This window comes from Nocardia sp. Marseille-Q1738, assembly GCF_965283145.1.
On sequence record NZ_CBDIMS010000003.1, the window covers coordinates 580,721 to 605,163 of the forward strand.

Annotated in this window: 24 protein-coding genes; 15 read left to right on the plus strand and 9 right to left on the minus strand. The window is 68.9% G+C overall.

Features of this window, described 5'->3' with window-relative positions; translation table 11 throughout:
- Nucleotides 1-36 precede the first annotated feature (36 nt).
- The 3 genes from ACWPXK_RS16205 to ACWPXK_RS16215 are packed head-to-tail and all read left to right on the plus strand — an operon-like array spanning nt 37 to nt 1,331.
- Nucleotides 37-891 carry a helix-turn-helix domain-containing protein gene (locus ACWPXK_RS16205; protein ID WP_454196934.1) on the plus strand — a complete coding sequence of 285 codons (855 nt, stop codon included), beginning with the start codon at nt 37-39 and terminating at the stop codon, nt 889-891.
- Nucleotides 888-1,091, plus strand: a complete 204-nt coding sequence (locus ACWPXK_RS16210) for a DUF397 domain-containing protein (RefSeq protein ID WP_454196935.1) — start codon at nt 888-890, stop codon at nt 1,089-1,091. The genes ACWPXK_RS16205 and ACWPXK_RS16210 overlap by 4 nt, the downstream gene beginning before the upstream one ends.
- A gap of 36 nt (nt 1,092-1,127) precedes the next feature.
- Nucleotides 1,128-1,331 (plus strand): DUF397 domain-containing protein, encoded by a 204-nt coding sequence (locus ACWPXK_RS16215; protein ID WP_454196936.1) that lies wholly within the window; start codon nt 1,128-1,130, stop codon nt 1,329-1,331.
- A 104-nt stretch (nt 1,332-1,435) separates the two neighbouring features.
- On the opposite strand, the gene ACWPXK_RS16220 is transcribed toward ACWPXK_RS16215, so the two are convergent.
- A complete protein-coding gene (locus ACWPXK_RS16220) occupies nt 1,436-2,581 on the minus strand; it encodes an acyl-CoA dehydrogenase family protein (protein ID WP_454196937.1) in 1,146 nt (381 codons plus the stop codon).
- Between the two features lie 317 nt (nt 2,582-2,898).
- On the opposite strand from ACWPXK_RS16220, the gene ACWPXK_RS16225 reads away from it, so the two are divergent.
- From ACWPXK_RS16225 to ACWPXK_RS16235, 3 genes are all read left to right on the plus strand, one after another.
- The gene (locus ACWPXK_RS16225; protein WP_454196938.1) at nt 2,899-4,452 is read left to right on the plus strand and encodes a serine hydrolase domain-containing protein; all 1,554 of its coding nucleotides are present in this window, start codon (nt 2,899-2,901) and stop codon (nt 4,450-4,452) included.
- Between the two features lie 125 nt (nt 4,453-4,577).
- Nucleotides 4,578-5,363 carry a MerR family transcriptional regulator gene (locus tag ACWPXK_RS16230; protein ID WP_454196939.1) on the plus strand — a complete coding sequence of 262 codons (786 nt, stop codon included), beginning with the start codon at nt 4,578-4,580 and terminating at the stop codon, nt 5,361-5,363.
- A 404-nt stretch (nt 5,364-5,767) separates the two neighbouring features.
- On the plus strand, nt 5,768-6,625 hold the full coding sequence (locus tag ACWPXK_RS16235; RefSeq protein ID WP_454197057.1) for an endonuclease/exonuclease/phosphatase family protein: 858 nt from the start codon (nt 5,768-5,770) through the stop codon (nt 6,623-6,625).
- A gap of 164 nt (nt 6,626-6,789) precedes the next feature.
- Here ACWPXK_RS16235 and ACWPXK_RS16240 read toward each other — a convergent pair whose 3' ends face one another.
- The 6 genes from ACWPXK_RS16240 to ACWPXK_RS16265 all read right to left on the minus strand — a co-directional run bounded on the left by ACWPXK_RS16240 (nt 6,790) and on the right by ACWPXK_RS16265 (nt 13,231).
- On the minus strand, nt 6,790-7,686 hold the full coding sequence (locus tag ACWPXK_RS16240; RefSeq protein ID WP_454196940.1) for a lysophospholipid acyltransferase family protein: 897 nt from the start codon (nt 7,684-7,686) through the stop codon (nt 6,790-6,792).
- Between the two features lie 341 nt (nt 7,687-8,027).
- Nucleotides 8,028-9,476 (minus strand): GTPase HflX, encoded by a 1,449-nt coding sequence (gene hflX, locus ACWPXK_RS16245; RefSeq protein ID WP_454197058.1) that lies wholly within the window; start codon nt 9,474-9,476, stop codon nt 8,028-8,030.
- A gap of 307 nt (nt 9,477-9,783) precedes the next feature.
- Nucleotides 9,784-10,665 (minus strand): diaminopimelate epimerase, encoded by an 882-nt coding sequence (gene dapF / locus ACWPXK_RS16250; protein ID WP_454197059.1) that lies wholly within the window; start codon nt 10,663-10,665, stop codon nt 9,784-9,786.
- Nucleotides 10,666-10,698: 33 nt separating this feature from the next.
- Complete coding sequence (locus ACWPXK_RS16255; protein ID WP_454196941.1) at nt 10,699-11,535, minus strand: TrmH family RNA methyltransferase; 837 nt, start codon at nt 11,533-11,535, stop codon at nt 10,699-10,701.
- Nucleotides 11,532-12,470, minus strand: a complete 939-nt coding sequence (gene miaA, locus ACWPXK_RS16260; RefSeq protein WP_454196942.1) for a tRNA (adenosine(37)-N6)-dimethylallyltransferase MiaA — start codon at nt 12,468-12,470, stop codon at nt 11,532-11,534. Before miaA ends, ACWPXK_RS16255 begins: the two co-directional genes overlap by 4 nt.
- Nucleotides 12,467-13,231, minus strand: a complete 765-nt coding sequence (locus tag ACWPXK_RS16265; RefSeq protein WP_454196943.1) for a hypothetical protein — start codon at nt 13,229-13,231, stop codon at nt 12,467-12,469. The genes miaA and ACWPXK_RS16265 overlap by 4 nt, the downstream gene beginning before the upstream one ends.
- A 241-nt stretch (nt 13,232-13,472) precedes the next feature.
- Here ACWPXK_RS16265 and ACWPXK_RS16270 point away from each other — a divergent pair, with 241 nt between their 5' ends.
- Nucleotides 13,473-14,849, plus strand: coding sequence for a DUF349 domain-containing protein (locus tag ACWPXK_RS16270; protein ID WP_454196944.1), 1,377 nt, complete (start codon nt 13,473-13,475; stop codon nt 14,847-14,849).
- A gap of 283 nt (nt 14,850-15,132) precedes the next feature.
- Here the strand turns inward: ACWPXK_RS16270 and ACWPXK_RS16275 are convergent, their stop codons facing one another.
- Both ACWPXK_RS16275 and miaB read right to left on the minus strand, forming a co-directional pair.
- Complete coding sequence (locus ACWPXK_RS16275; RefSeq protein WP_454196945.1) at nt 15,133-15,861, minus strand: Rv2732c family membrane protein; 729 nt, start codon at nt 15,859-15,861, stop codon at nt 15,133-15,135.
- Nucleotides 15,858-17,411, minus strand: coding sequence for a tRNA (N6-isopentenyl adenosine(37)-C2)-methylthiotransferase MiaB (gene miaB, locus ACWPXK_RS16280; RefSeq protein WP_454196946.1), 1,554 nt, complete (start codon nt 17,409-17,411; stop codon nt 15,858-15,860). The genes ACWPXK_RS16275 and miaB overlap by 4 nt, the downstream gene beginning before the upstream one ends.
- A 263-nt stretch (nt 17,412-17,674) precedes the next feature.
- Here miaB and ACWPXK_RS16285 point away from each other — a divergent pair, with 263 nt between their 5' ends.
- From ACWPXK_RS16285 to ACWPXK_RS16320, 8 genes are all read left to right on the plus strand, one after another.
- Nucleotides 17,675-18,403 carry an amino acid ABC transporter ATP-binding protein gene (locus tag ACWPXK_RS16285; RefSeq protein ID WP_454197060.1) on the plus strand — a complete coding sequence of 243 codons (729 nt, stop codon included), beginning with the start codon at nt 17,675-17,677 and terminating at the stop codon, nt 18,401-18,403.
- 52 nt (nt 18,404-18,455) lie between these two features.
- Complete coding sequence (locus ACWPXK_RS16290; protein ID WP_454196947.1) at nt 18,456-19,292, plus strand: glutamate ABC transporter substrate-binding protein; 837 nt, start codon at nt 18,456-18,458, stop codon at nt 19,290-19,292.
- A gap of 97 nt (nt 19,293-19,389) precedes the next feature.
- Nucleotides 19,390-20,070 (plus strand): amino acid ABC transporter permease, encoded by a 681-nt coding sequence (locus tag ACWPXK_RS16295; protein WP_364326035.1) that lies wholly within the window; start codon nt 19,390-19,392, stop codon nt 20,068-20,070.
- Nucleotides 20,067-20,969 (plus strand): amino acid ABC transporter permease, encoded by a 903-nt coding sequence (locus tag ACWPXK_RS16300; RefSeq protein WP_454196948.1) that lies wholly within the window; start codon nt 20,067-20,069, stop codon nt 20,967-20,969. The genes ACWPXK_RS16295 and ACWPXK_RS16300 overlap by 4 nt, the downstream gene beginning before the upstream one ends.
- Nucleotides 20,966-21,301, plus strand: coding sequence for a hypothetical protein (locus ACWPXK_RS16305; RefSeq protein ID WP_454196949.1), 336 nt, complete (start codon nt 20,966-20,968; stop codon nt 21,299-21,301). The genes ACWPXK_RS16300 and ACWPXK_RS16305 overlap by 4 nt, the downstream gene beginning before the upstream one ends.
- Nucleotides 21,302-21,438: 137 nt before the next feature.
- A complete protein-coding gene (locus tag ACWPXK_RS16310; RefSeq protein ID WP_454196950.1) occupies nt 21,439-22,959 on the plus strand; it encodes a flavin monoamine oxidase family protein in 1,521 nt (506 codons plus the stop codon).
- A complete protein-coding gene (locus ACWPXK_RS16315) occupies nt 22,949-23,932 on the plus strand; it encodes a DMT family transporter (protein WP_454196951.1) in 984 nt (327 codons plus the stop codon). The genes ACWPXK_RS16310 and ACWPXK_RS16315 overlap by 11 nt, the downstream gene beginning before the upstream one ends.
- Nucleotides 23,877-24,329, plus strand: coding sequence for a GlcG/HbpS family heme-binding protein (locus ACWPXK_RS16320; RefSeq protein ID WP_454196952.1), 453 nt, complete (start codon nt 23,877-23,879; stop codon nt 24,327-24,329). The genes ACWPXK_RS16315 and ACWPXK_RS16320 overlap by 56 nt, the downstream gene beginning before the upstream one ends.
- The last annotated feature ends 114 nt before the right edge of the window (nt 24,330-24,443 follow it).

A 24,443-nucleotide genomic window follows, 5' to 3' on the forward strand; every position in this document is an offset into this window, starting at 1 on the left:
GAAATGGCCGCTGGATCTACACTGCCGAGACGAGCCTTGGGCCGCCAGCTGCGAAAGCTGCGGGAGCGTAACGACATCTCGCAAGGCGCAGCCGCGCGGATCATCGAGACGTCGCCTCAGACGTATGGGCGCTTGGAGGAGGGAAAGGTCACCAAGACCACGGATCTGATCATCAATGCCCTGGCCAACGCCTTCCAGGCCGATGACGCGGAGCGCAGGCTACTGCTGGACTTGGCCCAGGAGATCCGGCAAGCCCCATCGTCAAAGGCTGGCTCGTGGCGAGCGCTGGCCGACGTGATCCCAAAAGGCTTCAACTACTATTTGGCGCTGGAAGAGGCTGCAAGCCACATCATCTCGTGGCAATCGGCCGTGGTCCCAGGCCTGCTGCAAACCCGCGACTATCGTCGCGCGCTGATCTGGGCCGGGCGTCCGGACATGCCGCCGGACGAAGTAGAACGCGTACTCGACTTGGTTATGAAGCGACAGAATCTTTTGGCCAATGGGGATTTTCGCTTCGATGCCCTCATATCAGAGGCCGTCTTACGTTGCCCGGTGGGCGGCCAGGGAGTCGCTTCGTGTCAGTTCGAGCACCTGGCCGAGCGCTCTGAAATGCCGAATATCTCAGTGCGGGTCGTACCGCTCGGGATAGAGAATCCAATAGCGCTGTTGATGCGTTCGTTCGTCATGCTCAAATTCCGGCCACTGCCAACGTCGAATCAGGTCGAACCGCCGTTTGTCTACGAGGAGGGACTCGTCGGAGACCTCTATGTGGAGCGCGATGTCGAAGTGGATCAGTATGCGGAGGGAGCCCGGAGGCTGGCGCAGATAGCGTTGCCCGAAGCAGCATCCAGAGACCTGATGCTGAAGGCGATGAAGGAGCTGGGGAAATGATCGACCTATCCAGGGCACGCTGGTTCAAGAGCAGCCGAAGCACCGGAGCCAAGGAATGCGTGGAGGTGGCGCACCTGGGCGGGGGCATGGTCGGCGTGCGGGACTCCAAGGACCCGACCGGTCCCGCCCTGGTGTTCACGCCCGGCGAGTGGGATGCCTTCACCGGTGCGGTGCAAGGCGGCGAGTTCAGCAGCATCTAGAGACTTGGTGCTGACGACGATGAAGGAGCTGATGAAATGATCGACCTATCCGGGGCCAAATGGTTCAAGAGCAGCCGGAGCGGCGGGCAGAAGGACTGCGTAGAGGTGGCGCACCTGGGCAGCGGCATCGTCGGCGTTCGCGATAGCAAGGACCCATCGGGTCCCGTGTTGATGATCACGCCGAGCGAGTGGGATGCCTTCACCGCTGGCGTGCAAGACGGCGAGTTCAACCGTCCATAAGGGCGTCGCGCCGACCATAGAAACGCGAGAACTGCCCCGGAATGAGTCTGGGGCAGTTCTACTCTGGCCAGCGGCAGAAGGACCGCTGGCCAGAGCCGGAATTGTCAGGACAGTTTCAAACTGCGCCCAATGATTTCCTTCATGATCTCGGTGGTGCCGCCGTAGATGGTCTGGACGCGGGCGTCCATGTACGCCTTGGCGATCGGGTATTCCTTCATGTAGCCGTAGCCGCCGTGCAGTTGCAGGCAGCGGTTGATCAGGTCGAGCTGTTCCTCCGTGCTCCACCACTTGGCCATGGCCGCGTCTTCGGCGGAGAGCTTGCCCGCGTTGAGCAGTTCGATGAACTTGTCCACCATCAGCCGCACGGCGGTGGTCTTGGTGGCCAGTTCGGCGAGCACGAAGCGGGTGTTCTGCTGGGCGCCGATGGGCTTGCCGAACGCCTTGCGGTCGCGGACGTACTGGATGGTCATGTCCAGGCAGGACTCCATTGCCGCGGCCGCCATGACGGCGATCGACAGGCGTTCCTGCGGCAGGTTGTGCATGAGGTGCAGGAAACCCATCCCCTCGGTGCCCAGCAGGTTCGCGCCGGGCACGCGCACGTCGGTGAAGCTCAGCTCGGCGGTGTCCTGGGCCTTGAGGCCGAGCTTGTCCAGATTGCGGCCGCGCTCGAAGCCGGGCATGCCGCGCTCGACGACGAACAGGCTGAAACCCATCGCGCCCTTGTCCGGGTCGGTCTGCGCGACCACGATCACGATGTCGGAGTTGATGCCGTTGGTGATGAAGGTCTTGGCGCCGTTGAGGATCCAGTCGTCGCCGTCGCGTACCGCGCGGGTCTTGATGCCCTGTAGGTCTGAACCGGTACCGGGCTCGGTCATCGCGATCGCGGTGATGATCTCGCCGGAACAGAAGCCCGGCAACCAGCGCTGTTTCTGCTCGTCGTTGGCCAGCTCCAGCAGATAAGGCGCGATCACATCGTTGTGCAGCGCGAAGCCCAGACCGGAGTACTGACCGCGCACCGACTCCTCGGCGACGATGGCGTTGTAGCGGAAATCCTTCACCCCGCCGCCGCCGTACTGCTCCGGCATGGCCATGCCGAGGAAGCCCTGCTTACCGGCCTCGAGCCAGACCGCCCGGTCGACGATGCCCTGCTCTTCCCACTGCGCGTGGTTCGGCGCGACGTGCTGATCCAGAAACTTGCGGAACGACTCCCGGAACAGCTCGTGTTCGGGTTCGAACAGTGTGCGTTCCACGCCAACCTCCTAGTGACCACACCGGCCGGTCCACACCGACCAGTCGTTGCCTCATACCGTACCCGGATTGAGAATCCGGGTTCACTTCCGGGCTGGAAGGCCGATCTCACACTGGACCGGCGACGCGGCCCCGGAGCGACTGACGAGATTCTCGGCAAACGGCGACGGCCTGACCGGCGGTGCGCGGCACGGCTGAAAGCAACCGTGAGCCAGATCACGGTTGAGGTTGACCTTGGGTCAGGGTGCACGCTCGTCGCATCGGCACGCCACGACATACGCCGACCCGGACATAAACAGAATCAAGGGAGCGAACCGCCATGTACATCACCCTCTCCGACCAGGACAAGAGCACCCTGCGTACCGCCGCGTACGGCGCGGTGTCGCTGATGGCCGCCACCGGCTCGCCCCACAAGGCCGCCACGAACGCCTCCATCGCCCTGACGTCGGCGACCGGCCTGGTCGGTCACGTGCTCGCCGCGAAGTCCAAGGACATCCAACTGAACGGCAAGACCGTCGCCGCACTCGCCGACCAGGTACTGCCGGCCCTGACCGCGGCCATGAATCTGCTCGAGAAGCAGGATCCGGCCGAAGCCGACAACTTCCGCCGCACGGTCCTCGTCGCCGTCGACGCAGCCGCCCAGCCCCACAAGGGCGAGCCCAGCCCCACCACAGCCGAGATGGCACGCAAGATCACCGCAGCCCTCGACGCCGCCAGGGTGGCCACCGCGGACAGCGGGGCCGGGCCGGCGACTACCGCCGGGCAGGATCGCCCGGAACTTCAGAAGGCCCTCGAAGAGATCGTCGAATCCGGTCTCACCGGAATCACGCTGCGTGTGCACGACGAGCGGGGCGAGTGGGTCGGCAGCGCCGGAGTGAGCGAGCTGGGCGAGACCGCGAAGCCGCCGACGAACGGGCACGTCCGGATCGGCAGCAACACCAAGACCTTCACCGCGACGCTGGTCCTCCAACTGGTGGCCGAGGGCAAGATCGGGCTGGACACCCCGGCGGCCGCCTACCTGTCCGAGTTCGGGCTGGACGAGCGGGTCACGGTGCGGATGCTGCTGCAGCACACCAGTGGGGTGTTCAACTTCACCGGCGAGTACTACGACGACGGGACGTTCGCGGCGGGAATTCCCGCTACCACCGCGGGCAAAGAGTGGTTGGACAACCGGTTCAAGACCTACCGGCCGGAGGAGCTGGTACGGCTGGCGTTGTCCAAGCCCGCACGGTTCGAGCCGGGGACGGACTGGAGCTACTCCAACACCAACTACGTGCTGGCCAGGCTGCTGATCGAGAAGGTCACCGGCCGCTCGGTTGCCGAGGAGATGCAGAGGCTGATCCTGGGGCCGCTCGGACTGTCGGGCACCGTGGCACCGACCACCCAGACGGAGATCGCCGAGCCGCACGCTCACGCCTACTACCGGTACGACGACGCCGGGCAGGAGAAGACGGTCGACGTCACCCGCCACAACCCGTCCTGGATCTCCAGCGGTGGTGACATGATCTCGACCACCCAGGACCTGCACACGTTCATCTCCGCGCTGATGGGCGGCAAGCTCCTGCCAGCTGAACTGCTGGCCGAGATGTGCACGCCGCACCCGACGCCCATCCCGAACATGGGCTACGGCCTCGGCGTGTTCGTGCAGGACACCGGCCGGGGCGGCACCGTCATCACCCACAACGGCGGTGCCGCGGGCCACGCGGCAATGATGTTCAGCACGCCCGAGGGCAGCAAGACCCTGACCGCCACGCTGAACTATGTGGACGACGCCGCGCTGTCCCTGGCCGTGCCGTTCCAGAAGGCGACGCAGAGGCTCGTCGACGAGGTGTTCTGCGGTGGGCAGGCCGATCCGGCTCAGCCGACGCACTGAACACCTGTGACCCATACACCTCGAGGGTCGACCGTTTCCGGTCGTGCCTCCAGAACGCGACCGCCACGCCGGGCTCGACGAACTCGGCGTGGCCCGTCCACATGATCACAAGGCAGGCTGAGCAGATGATGAACGGAGTCACGATCGGGCAGGCGGCGGCATTCGTCGGCGTCACGGTGAAGACGGTGCGGCACTACCACAAGCTCGGCTTGGTCGAAGAGCCCGAACGCGACAGCTCCGGTTACCGGCGATACGGATCGGCCGAGTTGTTGCGGCTGGTGCAGGTCCGGACTCTCGCTGGGGCGGGCGTGCCGCTGGCTGAGATCGGGTCCCTGCTCGACGCCGACGCCGCGTCGTTCGCCGCCGCACTCGCCGACGTCGAGCGGCAGCTCACCGCACAGATCGAGGAGTTGACCTCCCGGCGTGACACGCTGCACCGGCTCGCCGACGGCAACCGGGCGCTGCTGCCCGACCGCGCTGTGGCGCTGCTGGAGCGGATGCCCGGCCTCGGCTTCACCGCGGACGAGGTGGCGGCCGCCCGGGAGGGCTGGGTGCTGGCCAAGGCCCTGGTCCCAGAAGGCTTCGACGACTACCTCACCCATGTCGAGCACGCCATCGAAGACACCCGGTTCGTCGCCTTGAGCAAGCGCGCCGCCGAAGCCGCGGCATGGGAACCGGACGACCCCCGCATCGCCGAGCTCGCCACCGCCATGGCCGACCACTACCTCGCCAACCCCGCACAGCTGAAAATCGTGACCGGCCTGCAAGCCCGCACCGAGGCCGCGACCCGGTACAAGCTGATCGCCCACCACGGCGAAGAGCAGGCACCGGCCGCGGCCCGGCTGGCCGCGCTTGTCGAGACCGAGCTCCGTTCCGCCGGCGTCCACATCCCCAGACCAGACTCCCATTGACCGCAGTGTCCGGTCCTTCGGCCCGGCGACCGGCCCGGGAGCTGCCCACCGAGTCGGCCGGCCACGCCGCCGCGGGCGTCATGGTCCGATGTGAATACGTCCACACCACAGCGGAACTCACCGATCGGCACCAGCGAACGACACCGACGGACCCACACGTCTACAACGACTGGTGAGATTCTCGGCAAACGCGCGGGTCGATTCGCCGCTCCTGCCGCGTGTGCTGTGGATGGTTCCGCAGCGCACGCGGCGCTGCGTGCTAGCGGCCCCTGTGGGACTCGTGTGTTTGTCTGTCGGGTGTGATGTCGAAATTGGTTCGGGTCGGCGCCGACCTACTCGCCTGGGTCGCGACACTGGCAGGAGCCGCTGGAGTCGCGTTGCACTTCAGTCGGTCGTGGTCTCGAATGGTGGTCTTGGCGGCTTCGGGTGCGCCGTATCTGATGAGCGCCGCGTTCGTCGGTGCGGTGGCGTTTGTAGCCATGCGACGATGGAGCGGTGCGGGGGTGGCGGTCGTTGTCATTGCCGCCGCGATGTGGACTCAGGCTCCGCTGTACGTCAGCCGCGCGGGTACTGAGGATGGGCCCGCGGTGACGGTGATGCAGGCCAATCTTCTGTTCGACGGAGCTGATCCTCGGGCGCTGGTTGACGAGGTGCGCGCGCGGAACATCGACGTGCTCACCGTCAATGAGCTCACGCGGGCGGCGGTCGACGATCTCGGCCGGGCGGGGCTCGACCAGTTATTGCCGCACCGGTATCTGTCCCCGGGAAGGACCGCGAGCGGGACCGGAATATGGAGCAGTTACCCGTTGTCGGACACGGTCGAGTACGACGGATTCGTGCTGAACCAGCTCTCGGCCACGGCGGACATCCCGGATGCCGGACCGGTCACGGTGTACGCCTTCCATCCGGTTCCACCGGTGTTCGGCACGCAGGTCTGGGCCGACGAGTTGTCCCGCCTGCGCGCAATTCTCGAGCGGTCACCATCGAATCGGCCGGCGATCGTCGGTGGCGACTTCAACGCGACCTACGACCATTCGCAGTACCGCGCGATGTTGTCAGGGCGTTTCGGCGACGCCGCCGAACAGGCGGGCGCTGGACACCTGGTCACCTATCCGACCGACAAGCGGTGGCCGCCCCTGGTTGGTATCGACCATGTCCTCGTCGCTGGGGGTCGCGCGGTCGCGGTGGAGACGGTGGGCCTACTCGGCGCGGACCACCGCGCACTGGTCGCGCAAATCCGTTTGGACCGTGGCAGGTCGTGACCACACGCTCGGCGAGTGCTGCGCGGCCGAAAGCCCCGATGCGGTGCGGCGGTTGCCATGCGGCCACACGAGATCAATGCCAATCGGATTGCCGAACCATGATCTTCTGGACTTCCCATCCGACCACGATCAATCGGTGCGAATGCCGAAACTCGCAGGAGCCGTCAGCGTTTCAGCCAACTGCGCAAACGGCCCACCAGGGTGCGGCCTTGGTCTCGTTCCCGTTCGGCGAAGAGGAAGTTCATCTCCTCCTCCAGTGCCTTGCGCACCACGTCACGGAATTCCGTTGCGGCCGCATGCTTATCGCTGGCTCCGCGCCAGGGCGCCGGGTCGATCGGCGCGCCCGCGGAGAAGTAGAAACGCTCCGGCCGCGGGATGACGGTGGGGCCGACGCCACGGATCAGCGGAGGGGTGAGCTCACGGTTGAGCCCGAGTGCCTCCACGGTCCAGCGCAGCGGGCGCAGGAGCGGATGGTCGCCGTCGACCACGATGTCGTAGGCGTCGTCGACGCCGATCATCGCGACCGGGACGATCGGGGCGCCCGCCTCGATCGCCATGTGCGCGAAACCGCTGCGTCCCTCCCACTTCAGCACGTACTTCTCGTTCTTGCGGCGCACCGCCTCGCGACCGCCACCGGGGAACACCATGACGGCCTCGCCACGGGCGAGCAGGGTCAGGCAGTTGGACCTGGTCCCGCGCACCGTGCCGAAGTAGTGCAGCAGGTGACGCACGCCGGGCACGTTGATCAGCACGTTCTCCGCGAGTCCGCGGATGAGGCGGCCGCGGCGGCGCAGCACTTCGGGCAGCAGCATCGGGGCGTCGATGCCACCCAGCAGATTGTGGTTGCCGACCAGCAGCACCGGTCCCTCGGCGGGGATGTTCTCCAAGCCGTAGAAGCGCGGGCTGGTCCACGCGCGCAGTGGCGCGAGCAGGGTGTCGATCAACCGCAGATCGGTGTCGGTCAGCGAAACCGACAGCGGCGCACCGTCGCTGAGTACCGGATCAACGCTGTCCGCGGCGCCGGGATGGCGAGTACCCGAACCGGAGCGGGCGTCCGACATGAACCCTCCTGATGTCGATTCGATGACAATAGCGCAACGAAATCGACTGCGTCGCATCGAATGTGCGCGTCAGGCCGGGACACGCCCGGTGTGGTCGGTTCACCGGCTCACCAGTCGCACCGGGGAGCGCATGACGAATTAGCACGTCATCGGCGGTCGGACAGCCGCGGCGGATTGGTCCGATGTGAATACGCCCACACCACAGCGGAAGTCACCGACCGACGCTCGACGCCGACACCGCCAGAGTGCGCTGCGCGCCGACCCTGGCGCAGTTGATCATCGCGATCGGCGCGCCGGTGGTGTCGTCGTAGAGAACGGACGACACCGCCGGACCCGCATGTTTACGCGGAGACGTGCTCGCCGGTCTCCGGCGCACCGTCCGTGCCCGCATGCGCGTATTCGGACAACGCGGCGGCGAGGGCGTGCGGAACGCGCGCTCGAACCCGCGTGCCGCCCTCCTCATGCTCGGAACTCACGATGTGGCCGTCGGCGTGAATGCGCGCCAGCAGGTCGCCGCGCGTATACGGCAGCAATACACTGACGTCCACGTCCAGTCCGCCGAGCATCTCGGCGAGCCGCTCCCGCAGCGCGTCGATGCCCAGCCCGCGGTGCACGGAGACGAACGACGCGTCCGGCAACAGTGCGCGCAGGTGGGTGATGTCGGCCGGAGCGATCGCGTCGATCTTGTTGACCACCAGCAGTTCCGGCGGGGGCGGCGTGCCGGATTCCTTGATCACGTCCGTGATCACCTCGCGCACGGCCTTGATCTGCTCAGCGGGCAGCGCGTCGGAGCCGTCCACCACGTGCAGCAGCAGGTCGGCGCCGGTCACCTCCTCCAGCGTGGAGCGGAACGCCTCGACCAGCTGGGTCGGCAGGTGACGGACGAAGCCGACGGTGTCGGTGAAGACGACCTCGCGGCCGTCGTCGAGCTCGGCACGGCGTGTGGTCGGGTCGAGGGTGGCGAACAGCGCGTCCTGCACCAGCACTCCGGAGCCGGTGAGGGCGTTCATCAGGCTCGACTTGCCCGCGTTGGTGTAGCCGACGATCGCCACCGACGGGATGCCGCTGGACGTGCGCCGCGCCCGCATGGTGTCGCGCGCGGTCTTCATCTCCCGGATCTCGCGGCGCAGTTTCGCCATCCGCTCGCGGATCCGCCGGCGATCGGTTTCGATCTTGGTCTCACCGGGGCCACGCAGACCCACGCCGCCGTTGCTGCCCGCACGGCCACCGGCCTGCCGGGACATGGACTCACCCCAACCGCGCAGCCGCGGCAGCATGTACTCCATCTGGGCCAGCGAGACCTGCGCCTTGCCCTCGCGGGAGGTGGCGTGCTGGGCGAAGATGTCCAGGATCAGCGCGGTCCGGTCGACCACCTTCACCTTGACGACCTTCTCCAGCGCGGTCAGCTGCGCCGGGGTCAGCTCGCCGTCGCAGATCACGGTGTCGGCGCCGGTTTCCAGCACCACGGTGCGCAGCTCGTCGGCCTTGCCGGAGCCGATGTAGGTGGCCGGGTCGGGCCGGTCGCGACGCTGGATCAGCGCCTCCAGCACCTGTGAGCCCGCCGTCTCGGCCAGCGCCGCCAGCTCGGACATGCTCGCCTCCGCCTGCGCGGCGGTTCCCGCGGTCCAGACGCCGACCAGCACGACGCGCTCCAGGCGCAGCTGCCGGTACTCGACCTCGGTGATGTCGGTGAGCTCGGTGGACAGCCCCGCCACGCGCCGCAGCGAGCTGCGTTCGTCGAGCTGGAGCTCACCCACGGTCGGATCGGCCGACCAGCCCGAGCGCCGCATGCGGGCGGCGTGCTCGGCGACGACGTCACCGGTCACGGCGTCCGCGCCGGTCACAGCGTCGTCGGAGGTCTCGGCGGAGCGATCACGCGCGGCCGCCGGGGTGAATTCATACTTCTCGGATTTCGTCATACACCATCCATGCTGCCACGACATCACCGCAGCACGCACCCGGTTATCCGCGCGCCTCGCGCAGCGGGGCACCGCCACCCGCCAGAAACCACCGGCGCCGGTCGCGCCCGGGGTGCGGCGGGGTGGTCGGCGGCAGTCTGTTACCGCACCGCCAGCAGGAGTGCGAGCGGGCTGCGGCTCACAGACCGTTCCACCACGATCCGGCCAGACGGCCGCTGGCGACCAGGACCGACGGCCCGCGCAGCCACGCCGAGCCGCGCTCCAGTCCCACGATCACCTCCCCGCCGGTCACCCGGACGGTCACCCGGCCGGTGTCCTCGGCGATCCGGAAACCGTCGGCGGCCAGCGCCGCGGCGGCGGCGGCGACCGTGCCGGTTCCGCAGGAACGCGTTTCGCCGACGCCGCGCTCGTAGACCCGCATGTCGACCGAGCGTTCGGCGTCCAGCGCGGTGACGATCTCGACGTTCACCCCGTGCGGGAACAGGTCGGGGTCGAAGCCGGGCGGCACACTCAGGTCGAGCTTGGCCAGCGCCTCCATGGACATCGCGGGATCGACGCAGGCCAGGTGCGGGTTACCGACGTCGATGCCCAGCCCGGACAGCGCCCAGCCCCCGATGGTCGCGGTGGACTCGCCGAGTTCGCGCACCGGCCCCATGCCGACGGTGACGTCGCCGGTGACCGCGTCCCCGGCGTGCACGGTGACCGGACGCGCCCCGGCTCGGCTGCCGACGACGTAGCTGTCGCGGGTTTCCAGGCCCGAGGCCGCGAGGTAGTGGGCGAAGACGCGCACGCCGTTGCCGCACATCTCGGCGACCGACCCGTCGGCGTTGCGGTAGTCCATGAACCAGTCCTCGGGCCCGACGCCCTCCGGGAGCCGCGCGAGCACACCCGCGGCCTCCAGCGCACCGGCGCGCGCGACCCGCAGCACGCCGTCGGCGCCGAGCCCGCGCTGGCGATCACACAGCGCGCCGACCTGCGCCGGAGTCAGCGCCAGTTCGGCGTGCGGGTCCGGCAGCACCACGAAATCGTTCTGGGTGCCGTGGCCCTTGGTGAACTCGATATCCGGCACGTGCGCGGTCTCCCTCTCTCGTCGTCACTTGGCAAACGTGCGGCGCTGCCGGGAAATTTCGTAGAGTGCGACCGCCGCGGCCGAGGGCGCACCCAGCGAACTGGCCGTGCCACCCATCGGAATGTGCACCATATCGTCACAGGCCGCCTGCCAGGCCGCGCTCATCCCGCTGGTCTCGTTGCCGACGACCAGAATTGTCGCGTCGGTGAAGTCGTAATCGTAGGCGGCGCGATGGCCTTGCTCGTCGGTGCCGACGATCCGGGTCGGGATGCCGCGACGCACCTGCCGGTTGCGGAACTCGAGCACCTGCGCGGGCCCGGCGGCGCGGATCACCGGCACGGCGAACAGCGAACCCGTCGAGGCGCGAACGGCCTGCGGGTCGTAGTGATCGGCGCCGTGCCCGGTGACGATGACGCCGCTGGCGCCGAAGGCGTCGGCCGAGCGGATCAGCGTGCCCAGATTGCCCGGCGAGTTGGGGCGGTCGAACACCACGACCACCGGCGCGTCCTCCCCCGGCTCGCCCGGCTCGAAGGTCTCCAGCTCCGGCTGCCGCGACATCGCGACCGCCACCAGTTCCGGTATGCCGCCGGACTTTTCGCCGAGCTCGGCCATCAGCTCGGGCACCAGCCCGACCTGCGGGACCGCGCTGGTGTCCAGCAACTCGCGCGCCCAGCTCGACAGCTCCGTGCCGCCGAGGCGGTACAGCAGCGTCTCCAGCGGCCAACCGGCGGCCACGGCCTGGGTGATCGGACGGACTCCCTGCACCAGGAACCGGCCGTCCCGATGACGCTTGGTGCGGTTGTTCAGATAGGCCTGCCACACCTGGACGGAGGCGTTGCGCGTGGTCACACGTCGGGTCACTGCGGAGTCCGTTCTTTCTCTTTCTCGTCGAGCTGGGCCAGCGCGGCGGCCACCAGATCGGGGGCGGCGCCGTCCACCCACCGCACCCGGGGATCGCGCCGGAACCAGGAGCGCTGCCTGCGCACGTAGCGCCGGGTGCCGATCAGCGTGCGCTCCTGCGCGTGGCTCAGGTCGTATTCGTTGTCCAGGTAGGCCAGGACTTGTGCGTAGCCGATGGCGCGCCGGGCCGTGACGCCCTCGCGCAGACCGCGCTCGATCAGGCCACGCACCTCCTCGACCAACCCGCCCGCGAACATCGCCGCGGTGCGCCGCTCGATCCGCGCGTCCAGTGCCGCGGTCTCCCGGTCCACGCCGATGATGACCGTGTTCCAGCGCGGCTGCCCGATCGTCGGCGCCGAGGCGGCGAACGGCCGTCCGGTGAGTTCCACGACCTCGAGCGCGCGCACCATGCGCCGCCCGTCGGTGGGCAGGATGGTGGCCGCGGCCGCGGGATCCGCCTCGCGCAGCGCGGCGTGCACCGCCGCGACACCGCGCTCGGCGAGCACCGCTTCCCAGCGCGCCCGCACGGCCGGATCGGTGGCCGGGAAGTCCCACTGGTCCAGCAGCGCTTGGACGTACATCATCGAACCGCCCACGATGACCGGCACATGCTCGCGTCGCATGATCGCCTCGACGTCCGCGCTGGCCGCCGCCTGGTAGGCGGCCACCGACGCGGTGTCGGTCACCTCGAGCACGTCGAGCTGGTGGTGCGGGATGCCGCGCCGCTGCTCGACCGGCAGCTTCGCGGTGCCGACGTCCATGCCGCGGTAGAGCTGCATCGCGTCGATGTTCACGATCTCGCCGCCGAGCCGTTCGGCCAGGTCCAGGGCGAGGTCGGATTTGCCTGTGGCGGTGGGGCCGACGACCGCGATGGGAGTGATGCCGGAATCCGTCACGCGGCATCGCCTCCCGCGGGGCGCCACAGACTCGCGTGATAGCCGACGCCGAAGGGCGCGTCGCGGTAGCGGGTCTCGACCACCGGATCGGCGCGGAACAGCCCGGCCAGCACCTGGTAGGCGGGGCGCCCCGCGAGGGATAGTTCAGCGCACAACGCCGGATCGAGTGCCCGGAGCGCGGCGCGGTCACCCGCGGTCAGAGCACGATCGAGCCCGGCCTGCACGGTGCGGGCACGGTCGTCGAGGTAGCCGGGCGCCTTGGTGGACAGTGTCGCCGCGCCGTCGGCGACCACCAGCACGCCGCGCCGCGTGGCGGCGCCGTCGAGCTCGGCGCGCAGCTTCGCCCCGAGCTCGCCGCAATGCTCCGGCGGCGCCTCCGCCGCCACGATGCGCGCCTCGGCGACGGCGCCGGGCGCGACCTGCCCGCGCAGCCACCCCGCGATCAGCACTGCCAGCGGCAGTTCCGGATCCGCCGGCTCCGCGCCGGCGACCGCCGCGGCGGAGAAACCGACTCGCACGTCGGCGCCGAACCCGCGGAACGTGCCGACAGAAGCTGGACCGAAGCACGCTTCGGATGCGCCCGAACCGACCACCATCCACTGGTCGGTCACCGACGCGAAGGCGCGCACGGTGTCGAGTACCGCCGCCCGCAACACGGCGCGCGGGTCCGGTTCGCCCGTGCCCGCCACGTCCGCCACGCCGCCGCACAGCTCGGGCACCAGGACGGGCGGCGAGGGAACGAGAGCGGCGATGGAGAACACGTCGTAACCGTAGTCGTTGCCGAGACCACCGAGCCCGCCCGGCTTCGAGTGTCTCTGCCGGAAACAGGCCCGGGATTGATAGTGTTCGAGGAGCTACAACCCAGGTCATCAGGGGTTGGAATCCCCGGGATTTCCTCCGCGGGAAGGCAAGGATCGATGGTCACAAGGGCTCGGACCGGGTTGAATGGGATGAGCTAGGGCGTAACCAGGCAGCCGTGACGCGCGGCAGGGACGAGGAAAAATGACCGACAGCAACGGAACCGCGAAAGCCAGCCCCGGCAAGATGCCGCGCTCTTCCGGTGCCCCGAAACCCGGTAGCTCGGTTCAACCGCCCAAGCCGCACGCGGTCAAACCCGCCCCGGGCCCGGCCCAGCAACACCCGCACCCCGTCGTCGTGCCCACCGTCTCCGATCCCAGCCAGTGGGGCCGGGTCGACGAGGACGGCACCGCGTGGGTGAAGACCGCCGAGGGCGAACGCCAAGTCGGCTCCTGGCAGGCCGGCGACGCCGCCGAGGGCCTGGCCCACTTCGGCCGCCGATTCGACGACCTGGCCACCGAGGTCGCCCTGCTGGAGGCCAGGCTGGCGGCGGGCGCGGACGCCCGCAAGACCAAGGCCGCCGCCATGGCGCTGGCCGAATCGTTGCCGACCGCCGCCGTCATCGGAGACATCGAGGGCCTGGCCCGGCGCCTGCAGGCCATCGCCGAGCACTCCGAGGAAGCGGCCGCGCACGCGAAGGAAGAGAAAGAGCGCGCCCGCCACGAGCACACCGAGCGCAAGGAGGCGCTGGCCGCCGAAGCCGAGAAGATCGCCGCCGAGTCCACCCAGTGGAAGGCCGCGGGCGATCGGCTGCGCGAGATCCTCGAGGAGTGGAAGTCCATCCGGGGAGTGGACCGCAAGGTCGACGACGCGCTGTGGAAGCGCTACTCCAAGGCACGCGAGGCGTTCAACCGCCGTCGCGGCGCGCACTTCGCCGAACTGGATCGCGAGCGCGCCGCCGCGAAGACACGCAAGGAGGAACTGTGCGTGCGAGCCGAGGAGCTGTCCAGCTCCACCGACTGGGTGACCACCGCGGGCATCTTCCGTGACCTGCTCGCCGAGTGGAAGGCCGCCGGGCGGGCGCCGCGCGAGGCCGACGAGGCGCTGTGGCGGCGCTTCAAGAGCGCACAGGACGTGTTCTTCGCCGCGCGCAACGCCGCGGTCTCCGAGCGCGACGCCGAGTTCGAGCAGAACGCGGCGGCCAAGGAGGAACTGCTGAAGGCCTACGCGCACATCGACCCGTCCGCCGGCCTGGACGCCGCCCGCAGCGCGCTGCGCGAACTCCAGGAAAAATGGGACGCCATCGGCAAGGTGCCGCGCGAGCGCATGCAGGAACTGGAGGGCAAGCTGCGCGCCATCGAGAAGCGCGTCCGCGACGCCGCCGACGCGCAGTGGCGGCGCACCGACCCGGAGGCGGTGGCACGCGCCGCGCAGTTCCGCGAGCGGGTGGCGCAATTCGAGGAGCAGGCCGCCAAGGCGCAGGCCGCGGGTAATGCCCGCGACGCGGAGAAGGCACTGGAGCAGGCCAAGCAGTGGCGCGAGTGGGCCGAGGCCGCCGAAGGCGCGGTCAGCAACCGCTAGGCGGCTGCCCCACCTTCGCTCGGCCCGGCGCATGAGCGGCTACCTCTAGCCCGCTCACCCGGCGCACCAGCGGCTACCTCGAGCCCCGCTCAGCCCGGCGCACCAGCGACTGCCCCGAGCCCCGCTCAGCCCGGCGCACCAGCGACTGCCCCGAACCCCGCTCTGCACGGGCAGCCGATGACGGACTACGTCTGGCGGCGCGTATCAGGCTGGATACCGGCCCCGATCGAACGGACAGCGGCCCCTCCGATCGGAGGGGCCGCTGTCGTCGCGCGAAGTCTGGTCAGGATTCGCCGCTGAGGCGGCGGCGGTCGCGTTCCTCCGCGGCCGCTGCGGCGTTGCGCCGCTGCTCTTCGGCGGCCAAGTGCAGCGCGGTACGGCTCCACACCACGCGCACCCAATGGAAAGTGAGCACGATGGTCACGATCGCGCCGAGGATCAGGCCGATACCGGGGCCGGCGCCGACGTAGTTCCCCAGCCCGGGGGTCTGGCGGTGCCAGATCGAGAGGACGCCGAACACGCTGGCGACGGCGCTGCCTGCGACGGCGATCCAGGCCAGCACCCAGCGGCGGGTCATCAGCGCCAGCGTCGAGAATCCGATGCCGAAGACCGCGACGAACCATACGAAGACCCGCGAGGGCAGACCGATGTGCTCGATGCCCGCGACCTCGGTGTTCAACAGCACGTCGAAACCGCGTGCCGCGCCCGCGTGCGGCAGGACCAGCGACACCAGCAGCAGGAACACCGCTCCCGCCACGACCATGGCGCGGACGCCCGGGTCGATCTCCCCGGCGATCCTGCGCTCGACGGCGTCCAGATCGTCCCGGAATTGTTCGAAGTCGTTGGTGCTCTCGACCGAGCTCACTGAATCCTCGTTTCGTTCGTCGTCGCCGGTGGCGCTGGCGGACTGCCGCGGGGTCTCCGCGGACGCGCCGCGCTCATCGTCGCCGGACGCGGGCTCGATGCCGTCGGCGCCGCGCGCGTCGCCTTCGTCGTCCGGCCTGGTGGTCATGCTCCGCAGCCGGTCGAGCAGCCCGCGGCCGCCGGTTCGGGAGCGGGCGCGCCGATGCGCGGCAGGCCGAGACCCACGCCGATGGGCTCGGTCTTCGGCGTGACACCGCGCTCGTGCGCGTCACCGGCGCGGGTGCGGCGATGGGTCTTGACCGCGGCGTCGGCGAGCAGATGATGCGGCGCGGCGCCAGTGATGTCGACAGTGACCAGATCGCCGGGACGGATCCGCTCCGCGGTGTCGCCGGGACGGAAGTGCACCAGTCTGCCGTCGCGGGCGCGGCCGCTCATCCTGGCGGTCGCGGCGTTCTTCTTACCCGCCCCCTCGGCGACGAGCAGCTCCACCTCGGTGCCGATCAGCTCCTGGTTGGCGGCCAGGGAGATCTCCTCCTGCACTGCGATCAGCCGGTCGTAGCGCTCCTGCACGACGGCTTTGGGCAGCTGATCGGGCATGTCGGCGGCGGGCGTGCCGGGCCGCTTGGAGTACTGGAAGGTGTACGCGCTGGTGAAGCGCGCACGGCGGACCACGTCCAGGGTTTCCTGGAAGTCCTCTTCGGTTTCGCCGGGGAAGCCGACGATGATGTCGGTGGTGATCGCCGCATGCGGCATCGCGGCACGCACCTTGTCGATGATCCCCAGGTAGCGGGCCTTGCGGTAGGAGCGCCGCATGGCCTTGAGCACCCGGTCCGAACCGGACTGCAACGGCATGTGCAGCTGCGGGCAGATGTTCGGGGTGTCGGCCATCGCCTCGATCACGTCGTCGGTGAACTCGGCCGGGTGCGGCGAGGTGAAGCGAACCCGCTCCAAGCCGTCGATGGTTCCGCACGCGCGCAGCAGCTTGGCGAACGCGCCGCGGTCGCGCGGCTCGGCCGGGTCTGCGAACGAGGCGCCATAGGAGTTGACGTTCTGGCCGAGCAAGGTCACCTCGAGCACGCCTTGGTCGACCAGCGCCTGCACCTCGGCGAGCACGTCACCGGGGCGGCGGTCGACCTCCTTGCCACGCAAGGCGGGCACGATGCAGAAGGTGCAAGTGTTGTTGCAGCCGACCGAGATGGAAACCCAGCCCGCGTAGGCCGATTCCCGCTTGGCGGGCAGCGTGGACGGGAACGCCTCCAGCGACTCCAGGATCTCCACCTGGGCTTCCCGGTTGTGCCGCGCCCGCTCCAGCAGCACCGGCAGCGAGCCGATGTTGTGCGTGCCGAAGACCACATCCACCCACGGCGCTTTGCGCACCACGACGTCGCGGTCCTTCTGCGCCAGGCAGCCGCCGACGGCGATCTGCATGCCGGGTCGGCCCGCCTTGATCGGCGCCAGGTGGCCGAGCGTGCCGTAGAGCTTGTTGTCGGCGTTCTCGCGCACCGCGCAGGTGTTGAACACGACGAGATCGGCCGTCGCGCCGGGCGCGGCCTTCACGTATCCCGCGTCCTCCAGCAGGCCCGACAACCGTTCGGAATCGTGCACGTTCATCTGGCAACCGAAGGTGCGGACCTCGTAACTGCGTGCTGTGCCCTCGGCGGGCGCGGGAGTCAACACTGCCTGTCCGATCGAATCCACCCATCCAGGGTACGGGGCCGCGTCCGGCGGGTTTCGCTGGCATCGGCGCAGGCTCTCGGGCAAATCTTCGCCTCACCCCGGGCATGGGCCGCCGGGTTACGCCGAGGTGTCGAATCGGCGTGGCGAGACGGTGTGTCGCCGAAACCCGGGCAAATCCCTGTTTTTTGCTTAAGGTCTTGACCATGACCGATGACGCCGCCATCCCCGACACGACCGGGGACGCTCCTGCCGGGGCCGTCAGCGCCGCCACCAGCGCGCCGCCGATGATCTCGATGCGCAATGTGGACAAACACTTCGGCGACCTGCACGTGCTCCAGGACATCAACCTCGAGGTCCCCAAAGGACAGGTCGTCATCGTTCTGGGCCCCTCGGGTTCCGGTAAGTCGACGCTGTGCCGCACCATCAACCGCCTGGAACCCATCGACTCCGGCGACATCGCCATCGATGGCGTCCCGCTGCCCGCCGAGGGCCGCGCGCTGGCCGCGCTGCGCGCCGATGTCGGCATGGTGTTCCAGTCGTTCAACTTGTTCGCGCACAAGACGATCGTGGAGAACGTCATGCTCGCGCCGATCAAGGTCCGCAAGATCAAGAAGGACGCCGCCCGCACCCGCGCCATGGAATTGCTCGAACGGGTCGGCATCGCCAATCAGGCCGAGAAATACCCGGCCCAGCTCTCCGGCGGGCAGCAGCAGCGCGTCGCGATCGCCCGGGCGCTGGCCATGAACCCGAAGGTGATGCTGTTCGACGAGCCGACCTCGGCACTGGACCCGGAAATGGTCAACGAGGTGCTCGAGGTGATGGTGTCGCTGGCCAAGGACGGGATGACCATGCTGGTCGTCACCCATGAGATGGGGTTCGCCCGCCGCGCCGGAAACCGGGTGCTGTTCATGGCCGACGGCCAGGTGGTGGAGGACGCGCCGCCGGATGTCTTCTTCACCGCCCCGAAGTCCGAGCGCGCCAAGGACTTCCTGGGCAAGATTTTGAGCCACTGACCTGCCGGACACAGCGGACAGCAACATCCACGAGAGGGAGAAGGAAAACTCGATGAGGATCAACCGTGCCCTGCGAATCGGTGTCGGGGCGATCGCCCTGGCACTCGCCGCCGCGACCGCCACCGGCTGTGGCGGCGGCGACGACAAATCCGCCCTTGACCACGCCAAGGACGGCAAACTGACCGTCGGCATCAAGTTCGACCAGCCGGGTATGGGTCTGCGGAACAAGGATGGCTCCTACAGCGGTTTCGACGTCGAGGTGGCCAAGTACGTCGCGGGCAAGCTCGGCGTGCAGCCCGAGGGCATCACGTTCAAGGAATCCCCCTCCGGCCAGCGCGAGACGCTGATCGAGAACGGCCAGGTCGACTACATCGTCGCCACCTACTCGATCAACGACCAGCGCAAGGAGAAGGTCGACTTCGCCGGTCCGTACTACATCGCCGGTCAGTCGCTGCTGGTGCGCGCCGACAACAACACCATCAACGGCCCCGACGACCTGAAGGGCAAGAAGGTCTGCTCGGTGAAGGGCTCCACCCCGGCGCAGAACATCAGCAAGAACTTCCCCGACACCCAGTTGCAGGCCAACGACACCTATTCGCTGTGCCTGGAGGGCCTGCGCGCGGGTTCGTGGGACGCGGTGACCACCGACGACATCATCCTGGCCGGCTACGCCGCGCAGAGCACCGGCGCGTTCAAGGTGGTCGGCAAGCCGTTCACCACGGAGAACTACGGCATCGGGTTGAAGAAGGGCGACAAGGAACTGCGCGACAAGATCAACGACGCGATCGAGGCGATGATCGCCGACGGCTCCTGGAAGAAGGCGTTCGACTCGACCGTGGGCGTCTCGGGCTACCAGGCCCCGCAGCCGCCGACGGTGAACCGGTACTGAGTTCTTCCCGAGCACGGGTGGCCCGGCCCCGACCGGGCCGGGCCGCCCGCCGCACTTCCCCTGACCATCGAAACCCGATCGGAGGGACGCGTCCGTCGTGTTCGACCTGATCTCGAGGTACGACACCGAAATCCTCGAAGCCTTCTGGGTGACCATCCAGCTGACCGTGCTGTCGGCGATCGGCGCACTGATCCTGGGCACCGTCGTCGCCGCGCTGCGGGTGTCTCCCGTGCCGGTGGCGCGCTGGGTCGGCACCGCCTACGTCACCATCTTCCGCAACACCCCGCTCACGCTGATCATCGTGTTCATGTCGCTGGGCCTCTACACCACGATGGGCTGGCGGCTCGCGGGTGAGGGCCCGGATTCGCTGGCGCAGAACAACTTCCGCTTCGCGGTCATCGGCCTGAGCATCTACACCGCGGCCTTCGTCTGCGAATCGCTGCGCGCGGGCATCAACACCGTGCCGATGGGGCAGTCCGAGGCGGGCCGCTCGCTCGGCTTCGGCTTCCTGCAGAACCTGCGGCTGGTCGTGTTGCCGCAGGCCTTTCGCTCGGTCATCGCGCCGCTGGGCAGCGTGCTGATCGCGCTGACCAAGAACTCCACCATCGCCTCGGCCATCGGCGTCGCCGAGGCCGCGACCCTGATGGCGGAGATGACCGAGACCGAGGCCGCCGTGCTGGCGATCGGCGCGATCTTCGCGCTCGGCTTCGTGATCCTGACCCTGCCGACCGGCCTGTTCTTCGGCTGGCTGGCCAAGCGTTACGAGGTGGCCCGATGAGCTCAGGTGCTTCGGTACTGTTCGACGCGCCGGGCCCGAAAGCGAGGCTGCGCAACCATCTCTTCTCGGTCCTGGTCGCGGTCGCCGTGGCCGCGGCGGTGTGGGTGCTCTACCGCGGATTCGCCGACAAGGGACAGTTCACCGCCGAGAAGTGGAAGCCGTTCCTGGAAGCCGAGGTCTGGTCGACCTACCTGCTGCCCGGTCTGCGCGGAACGATCGTCGCCGCGCTGCTGTCGATCGTCCTCGCCTTGATCCTCGGCATGATCTTCGGCGTGCTGCGGATGTCGGACCATCGGGCGGTGCGCTGGGTGGCGGGTGCGGTCGTCGAGGTGGCACGCGCCATCCCGGTGCTGATCCTGATGATCTTCCTGTTCGCCGTGTACTCCGACTACGACCTGTTCAAGTCCGACGACCTCGCGCTCGCCGCGGTGGTCACCGCGCTGACCATCTACAACGGCTCGGTCATCGCGGAGATCGTCCGGGCGGGCATCCGCTCACTGCCGAAGGGGCAGACCGAGGCGGCCGTCGCGCTGGGCATGCGCAAAGGCCAGCTGATGCGCTTGGTGCTGTTGCCGCAGGCGATCACGGCGATGCTGCCCGCGCTGGTCTCGCAGATGGTGGTCGCGCTCAAGGACTCCGCACTGGGTTACCAGATCACCTACGTCGAAATCGTGCGCTCGGGCCAGCAGCTCGGCGCGGCCGAGCAGAACACCGTCCCGGCGCTGATGGTCATCGCGGTCATCATGATCGCGCTCAACAGCGCGCTGACCCAGGTGGCGACCAAGCTGGAACAGCGACTGCGGGCACGCAAGCGCGGGAAGGGCGCAGGCGCCGTCGTCGCCGCGGACTCCATCATCACCGACGCGGCGCCCGGCGTCGACATCGGCACGAAACCGTGAGTCTCGAGGAGCGGGAGTTCGAGCAGTACCTCGCCGCGGCGGGTGAGCGAGCCGCGGAGTTGCGTGCGCTGGACACGGTGATCCGGTCCAGCGCACCGACTTTCGAACCGGTACTCATCACGGGCATGGGTGCGCCCATGCTGGGGTACGGGATGATGCCGTACCGGACCAAGAGCATGAAGGAAACGGGCGAATGGCCGGTCGTCGCGCTGGCGGCACGCAAAAATTATGTGTCGCTGTATATCTCGGCGCTGGAAGCAGGGCAGTATGTGGCCGAGCGGTACGCCGACCAGCTGCGGCCGCCCGCGCCATCGAACGGCTTGCCGCACTGATGTGTTGCGCTCGAGCTGAGCGCAACACTCGCCCCGTCGGCGGCTGCCCGCCAATCTCGTAGGCAGACACCCGATCCCCGGTAGCCGACCGGTGAGACGGTCATCAGTGCTTCATGCCGACGGGGAGTTGATGATCGATGACCAGCCGTACCTCTGACCGCCTTTTCGACGAGACTTTCGCGTTCCCCGGCGAGTTGCGCCGCCCCGGGTACCCGGGCCCCGCGCGTGTCGCCGTGATCGGCGCGGGCGCCAGTGGCCTGGCCGCCGCCTACGAGCTGCAACGGCACGGCCTCGAGGTCACCGTGTACGAGCGCACCGCGCGGCCCGGCGGACGGGTGCGCACCTGGCGGTTCTGGGACGGCACCCACGGCGAGCTCGGGGCGATGCGTATCCCGGGCAATCACCGGTGCACATTGCACTATGTCGACGAGTTCGGCTTGGCCACACGGCCTTTCGTCAACGCGAATCCGGACGCGTACTACCTGCTGCGCGGACGGCGGGTCCGCAGGTCGCGGGTGGGCGAGGTGCTGACCGCCTATCAATTGCGCGAGGCCGAGCGAACCGACCCGCTGCTGGTGCTCGAACAGTTGCTGCGCGACGCCTGGCACGGGCTCGGCGACCATCGGCGCAAAGCGCTGCTGGCCGGTGACGTGGCCGATCCCGAACTGGACCGGCTCGCCGCCACCTCGCTGTGGCAGTTCGCCAGCCAGCGTCTCTCGCCGGACGCCTGGGACCTGATCGGGCACGCCAGCGGGCTGCTGCACTACGAACACGCCTCGCTGCTGGAAGTGCTGGTCGACTACTTCGGACTGTTCAATGTCGACCAACTGGAGCTGGTGGACGGAACCGACGCGCTCATCCGCGGTTTCACCGACGCGCTGCGCCCGGGCAGCCTCCGGCTGGCCACTCGCATCACCGGACTGCACGTCACCGCCGATGGCGTGCGGCTGCGGGGCGAGCGGCACGGCGCTCCGCTCGCCGACGAGGTCGACTTCGTGGTCTGCGCGATACCCGCGCCCGGCCTGGACCAGATCGACATCCACCCCGCGCTGCCGGCACACCAGCGGCAGGCGATCCGCGGAATCAGCTACGCCAGCAGCACCAAAACGCTCGTGCACGTGAGCGAGCGGCGCTGGGAGCATGTAGACGGCATCTTCGGCGGCGGCAGCTTCACGGATCTCCCCATCCAGCAGGTGTGGTATCCGTCGAACAACGCCGAGCCGGTGCCCGGCACATCCCGCTGGGCGGCGCTGGATCCCGACCGCTCGCATGCCCCGGCCGTGCTCACCGCCGCCTACCTGTGGGAGAACAACGCCAGGCGATTCGCGGCGCTGCCCGAAAACGACCGCACCAGGGTCGTGCTCGCCTCGCTGGAACAGCTGCACCCCGGTCTCGCCGCCGCGGTGGACGACGTCGTGCACTGGACCTGGGACGAGCAGGTAGGTATCGGCGGTGGCGCGTTCGCCTACCTGGCGCCCGGACAGCACGGACGCTATCTCGCGGGCATCGGTGCGCCGCATCCCCACCCGGCACCGCGGGTGTTCTTCGCCGGCGAACACCTCTCGGTCGCGCACGCCTGGATCCAAGGCGCGCTGCAATCGGCGCTGGAGTCCGTGCGCCAGGTGCTGGATCAGGTGAGCGTGTCGCGTGCGGCTTGACCGCGCCACCTGGCTGCTCGCCTCGGTCAGCGCCGTGTGGGGTGCCAGTTACACCGTCACCGGCTGGGGTCTGCGCGAGTTGGACGTGGTGACCTACAACGCGATCCGCTTCGCCGCGGCGGCGCCGCTGCTGCTGTTGCTCGTGCTGGCCCTGGAAGGCCGCCCCACCATCGCCCGCCGCTGGTGGCCGCGTCTCGCGCTGTCGGCCGCGATCGGCATCGTGGCCTATCAGCTGACCTTCAGCGCCGCCGTGACCCTCACCACGGTCACCGAGTCCGCCATCCTGATCGCGCTGTCTCCCTTCTGGACCGCGCTGTTCGCTCGGCTGGCCGGTGAGCGGGTCGGCGGCGCCGTGCTGATCGGCGCCACCGTGGCGATGCTCGGCGTCGTCCTGGTGCTCCTCGGCCGCGACACGAACCATTCCGCACCCCACCGCGCCCTCGGCGATCTGTCCGCACTGGCGGCGGCCGCGCTGTGGGGCGCCTACCCCGTCGTCACACGCCCATTGCTGACCGACCACAGCCCCCTCCGAGTGACAGCATGGGCGTCGGCGATCGGCGCCACCGTCCTGCTTCCGACGGCCATCACCCTCTCGCGAGCGGGGCACGTGGTGGCGCGCGAAGCGGCCCCGGAGACGACGTGGGCAGGACTGTCCGGGCTGACAGTGATTTCGCTGGCGTTCTCCGTGCTGGCCGTGACCGTGTACGGGCTGGTGGCGTGGTATTGGGGCGTCCACCGGGTGGGGTCGGCGCAGACGATGGTCTTCATGTTCGCGGTGCCGGTCGCGGCGGCGGTGTTCGCCGTCACGACCGGCACCGAGCGCATCACCGGGCTACAGGTCGCCGGTGCGGGGCTCGTGCTCGCGGCGCTGGCCTACAGCCAACGCAATCCGAAGGTTCTCGACACAGGAGTACGGAATGACGATCACCACGAGCACGATCACGCTGGAACGCGCGACGCTCATCATTACTGAGGCGCTGGCATTCGGCGCGGCACAAGGGTTCGACCCGCTCACCGTCGCGGTGCTCGACCCCGGCGGCCACCTCGTCGCGCTGCAACGTCAGGACGGCTCCGGCATCCTGCGCCCGCAGATCGCGATCGCGAAGGCGTGGGGCGTACTCGGCTTGGGCGTCTCCAATCGGGAGATCGCCCGCCGTGCCGCGGCCGCGCCGACCTTCTTCACCTCGGTCGCCGCGCTCGCCGAGGGGCGCATCCTCGACGTGCCCGGCGGCGTCTTCATCCGGGACTCCGCAGGCAGGCTGCTGGGTGCGGTGGGTTCCACCGGCGCCGCCACGTCCCTCGAGGACGAACGCGCGGCGGTGGCGGGCATCGAGGCCGCCGGTCTGGTCGCCGACACCGGCGAGGTGTAGACCGACGATGCCGCACCCGAATCCTGCTCGGCGTTGTACGTCCGCGGCGGCGGCACGACGGGTCAAGACCTCGACCGCCGCGGGCCGGGCCCCGATCGGCTGTCCGAGCACCGA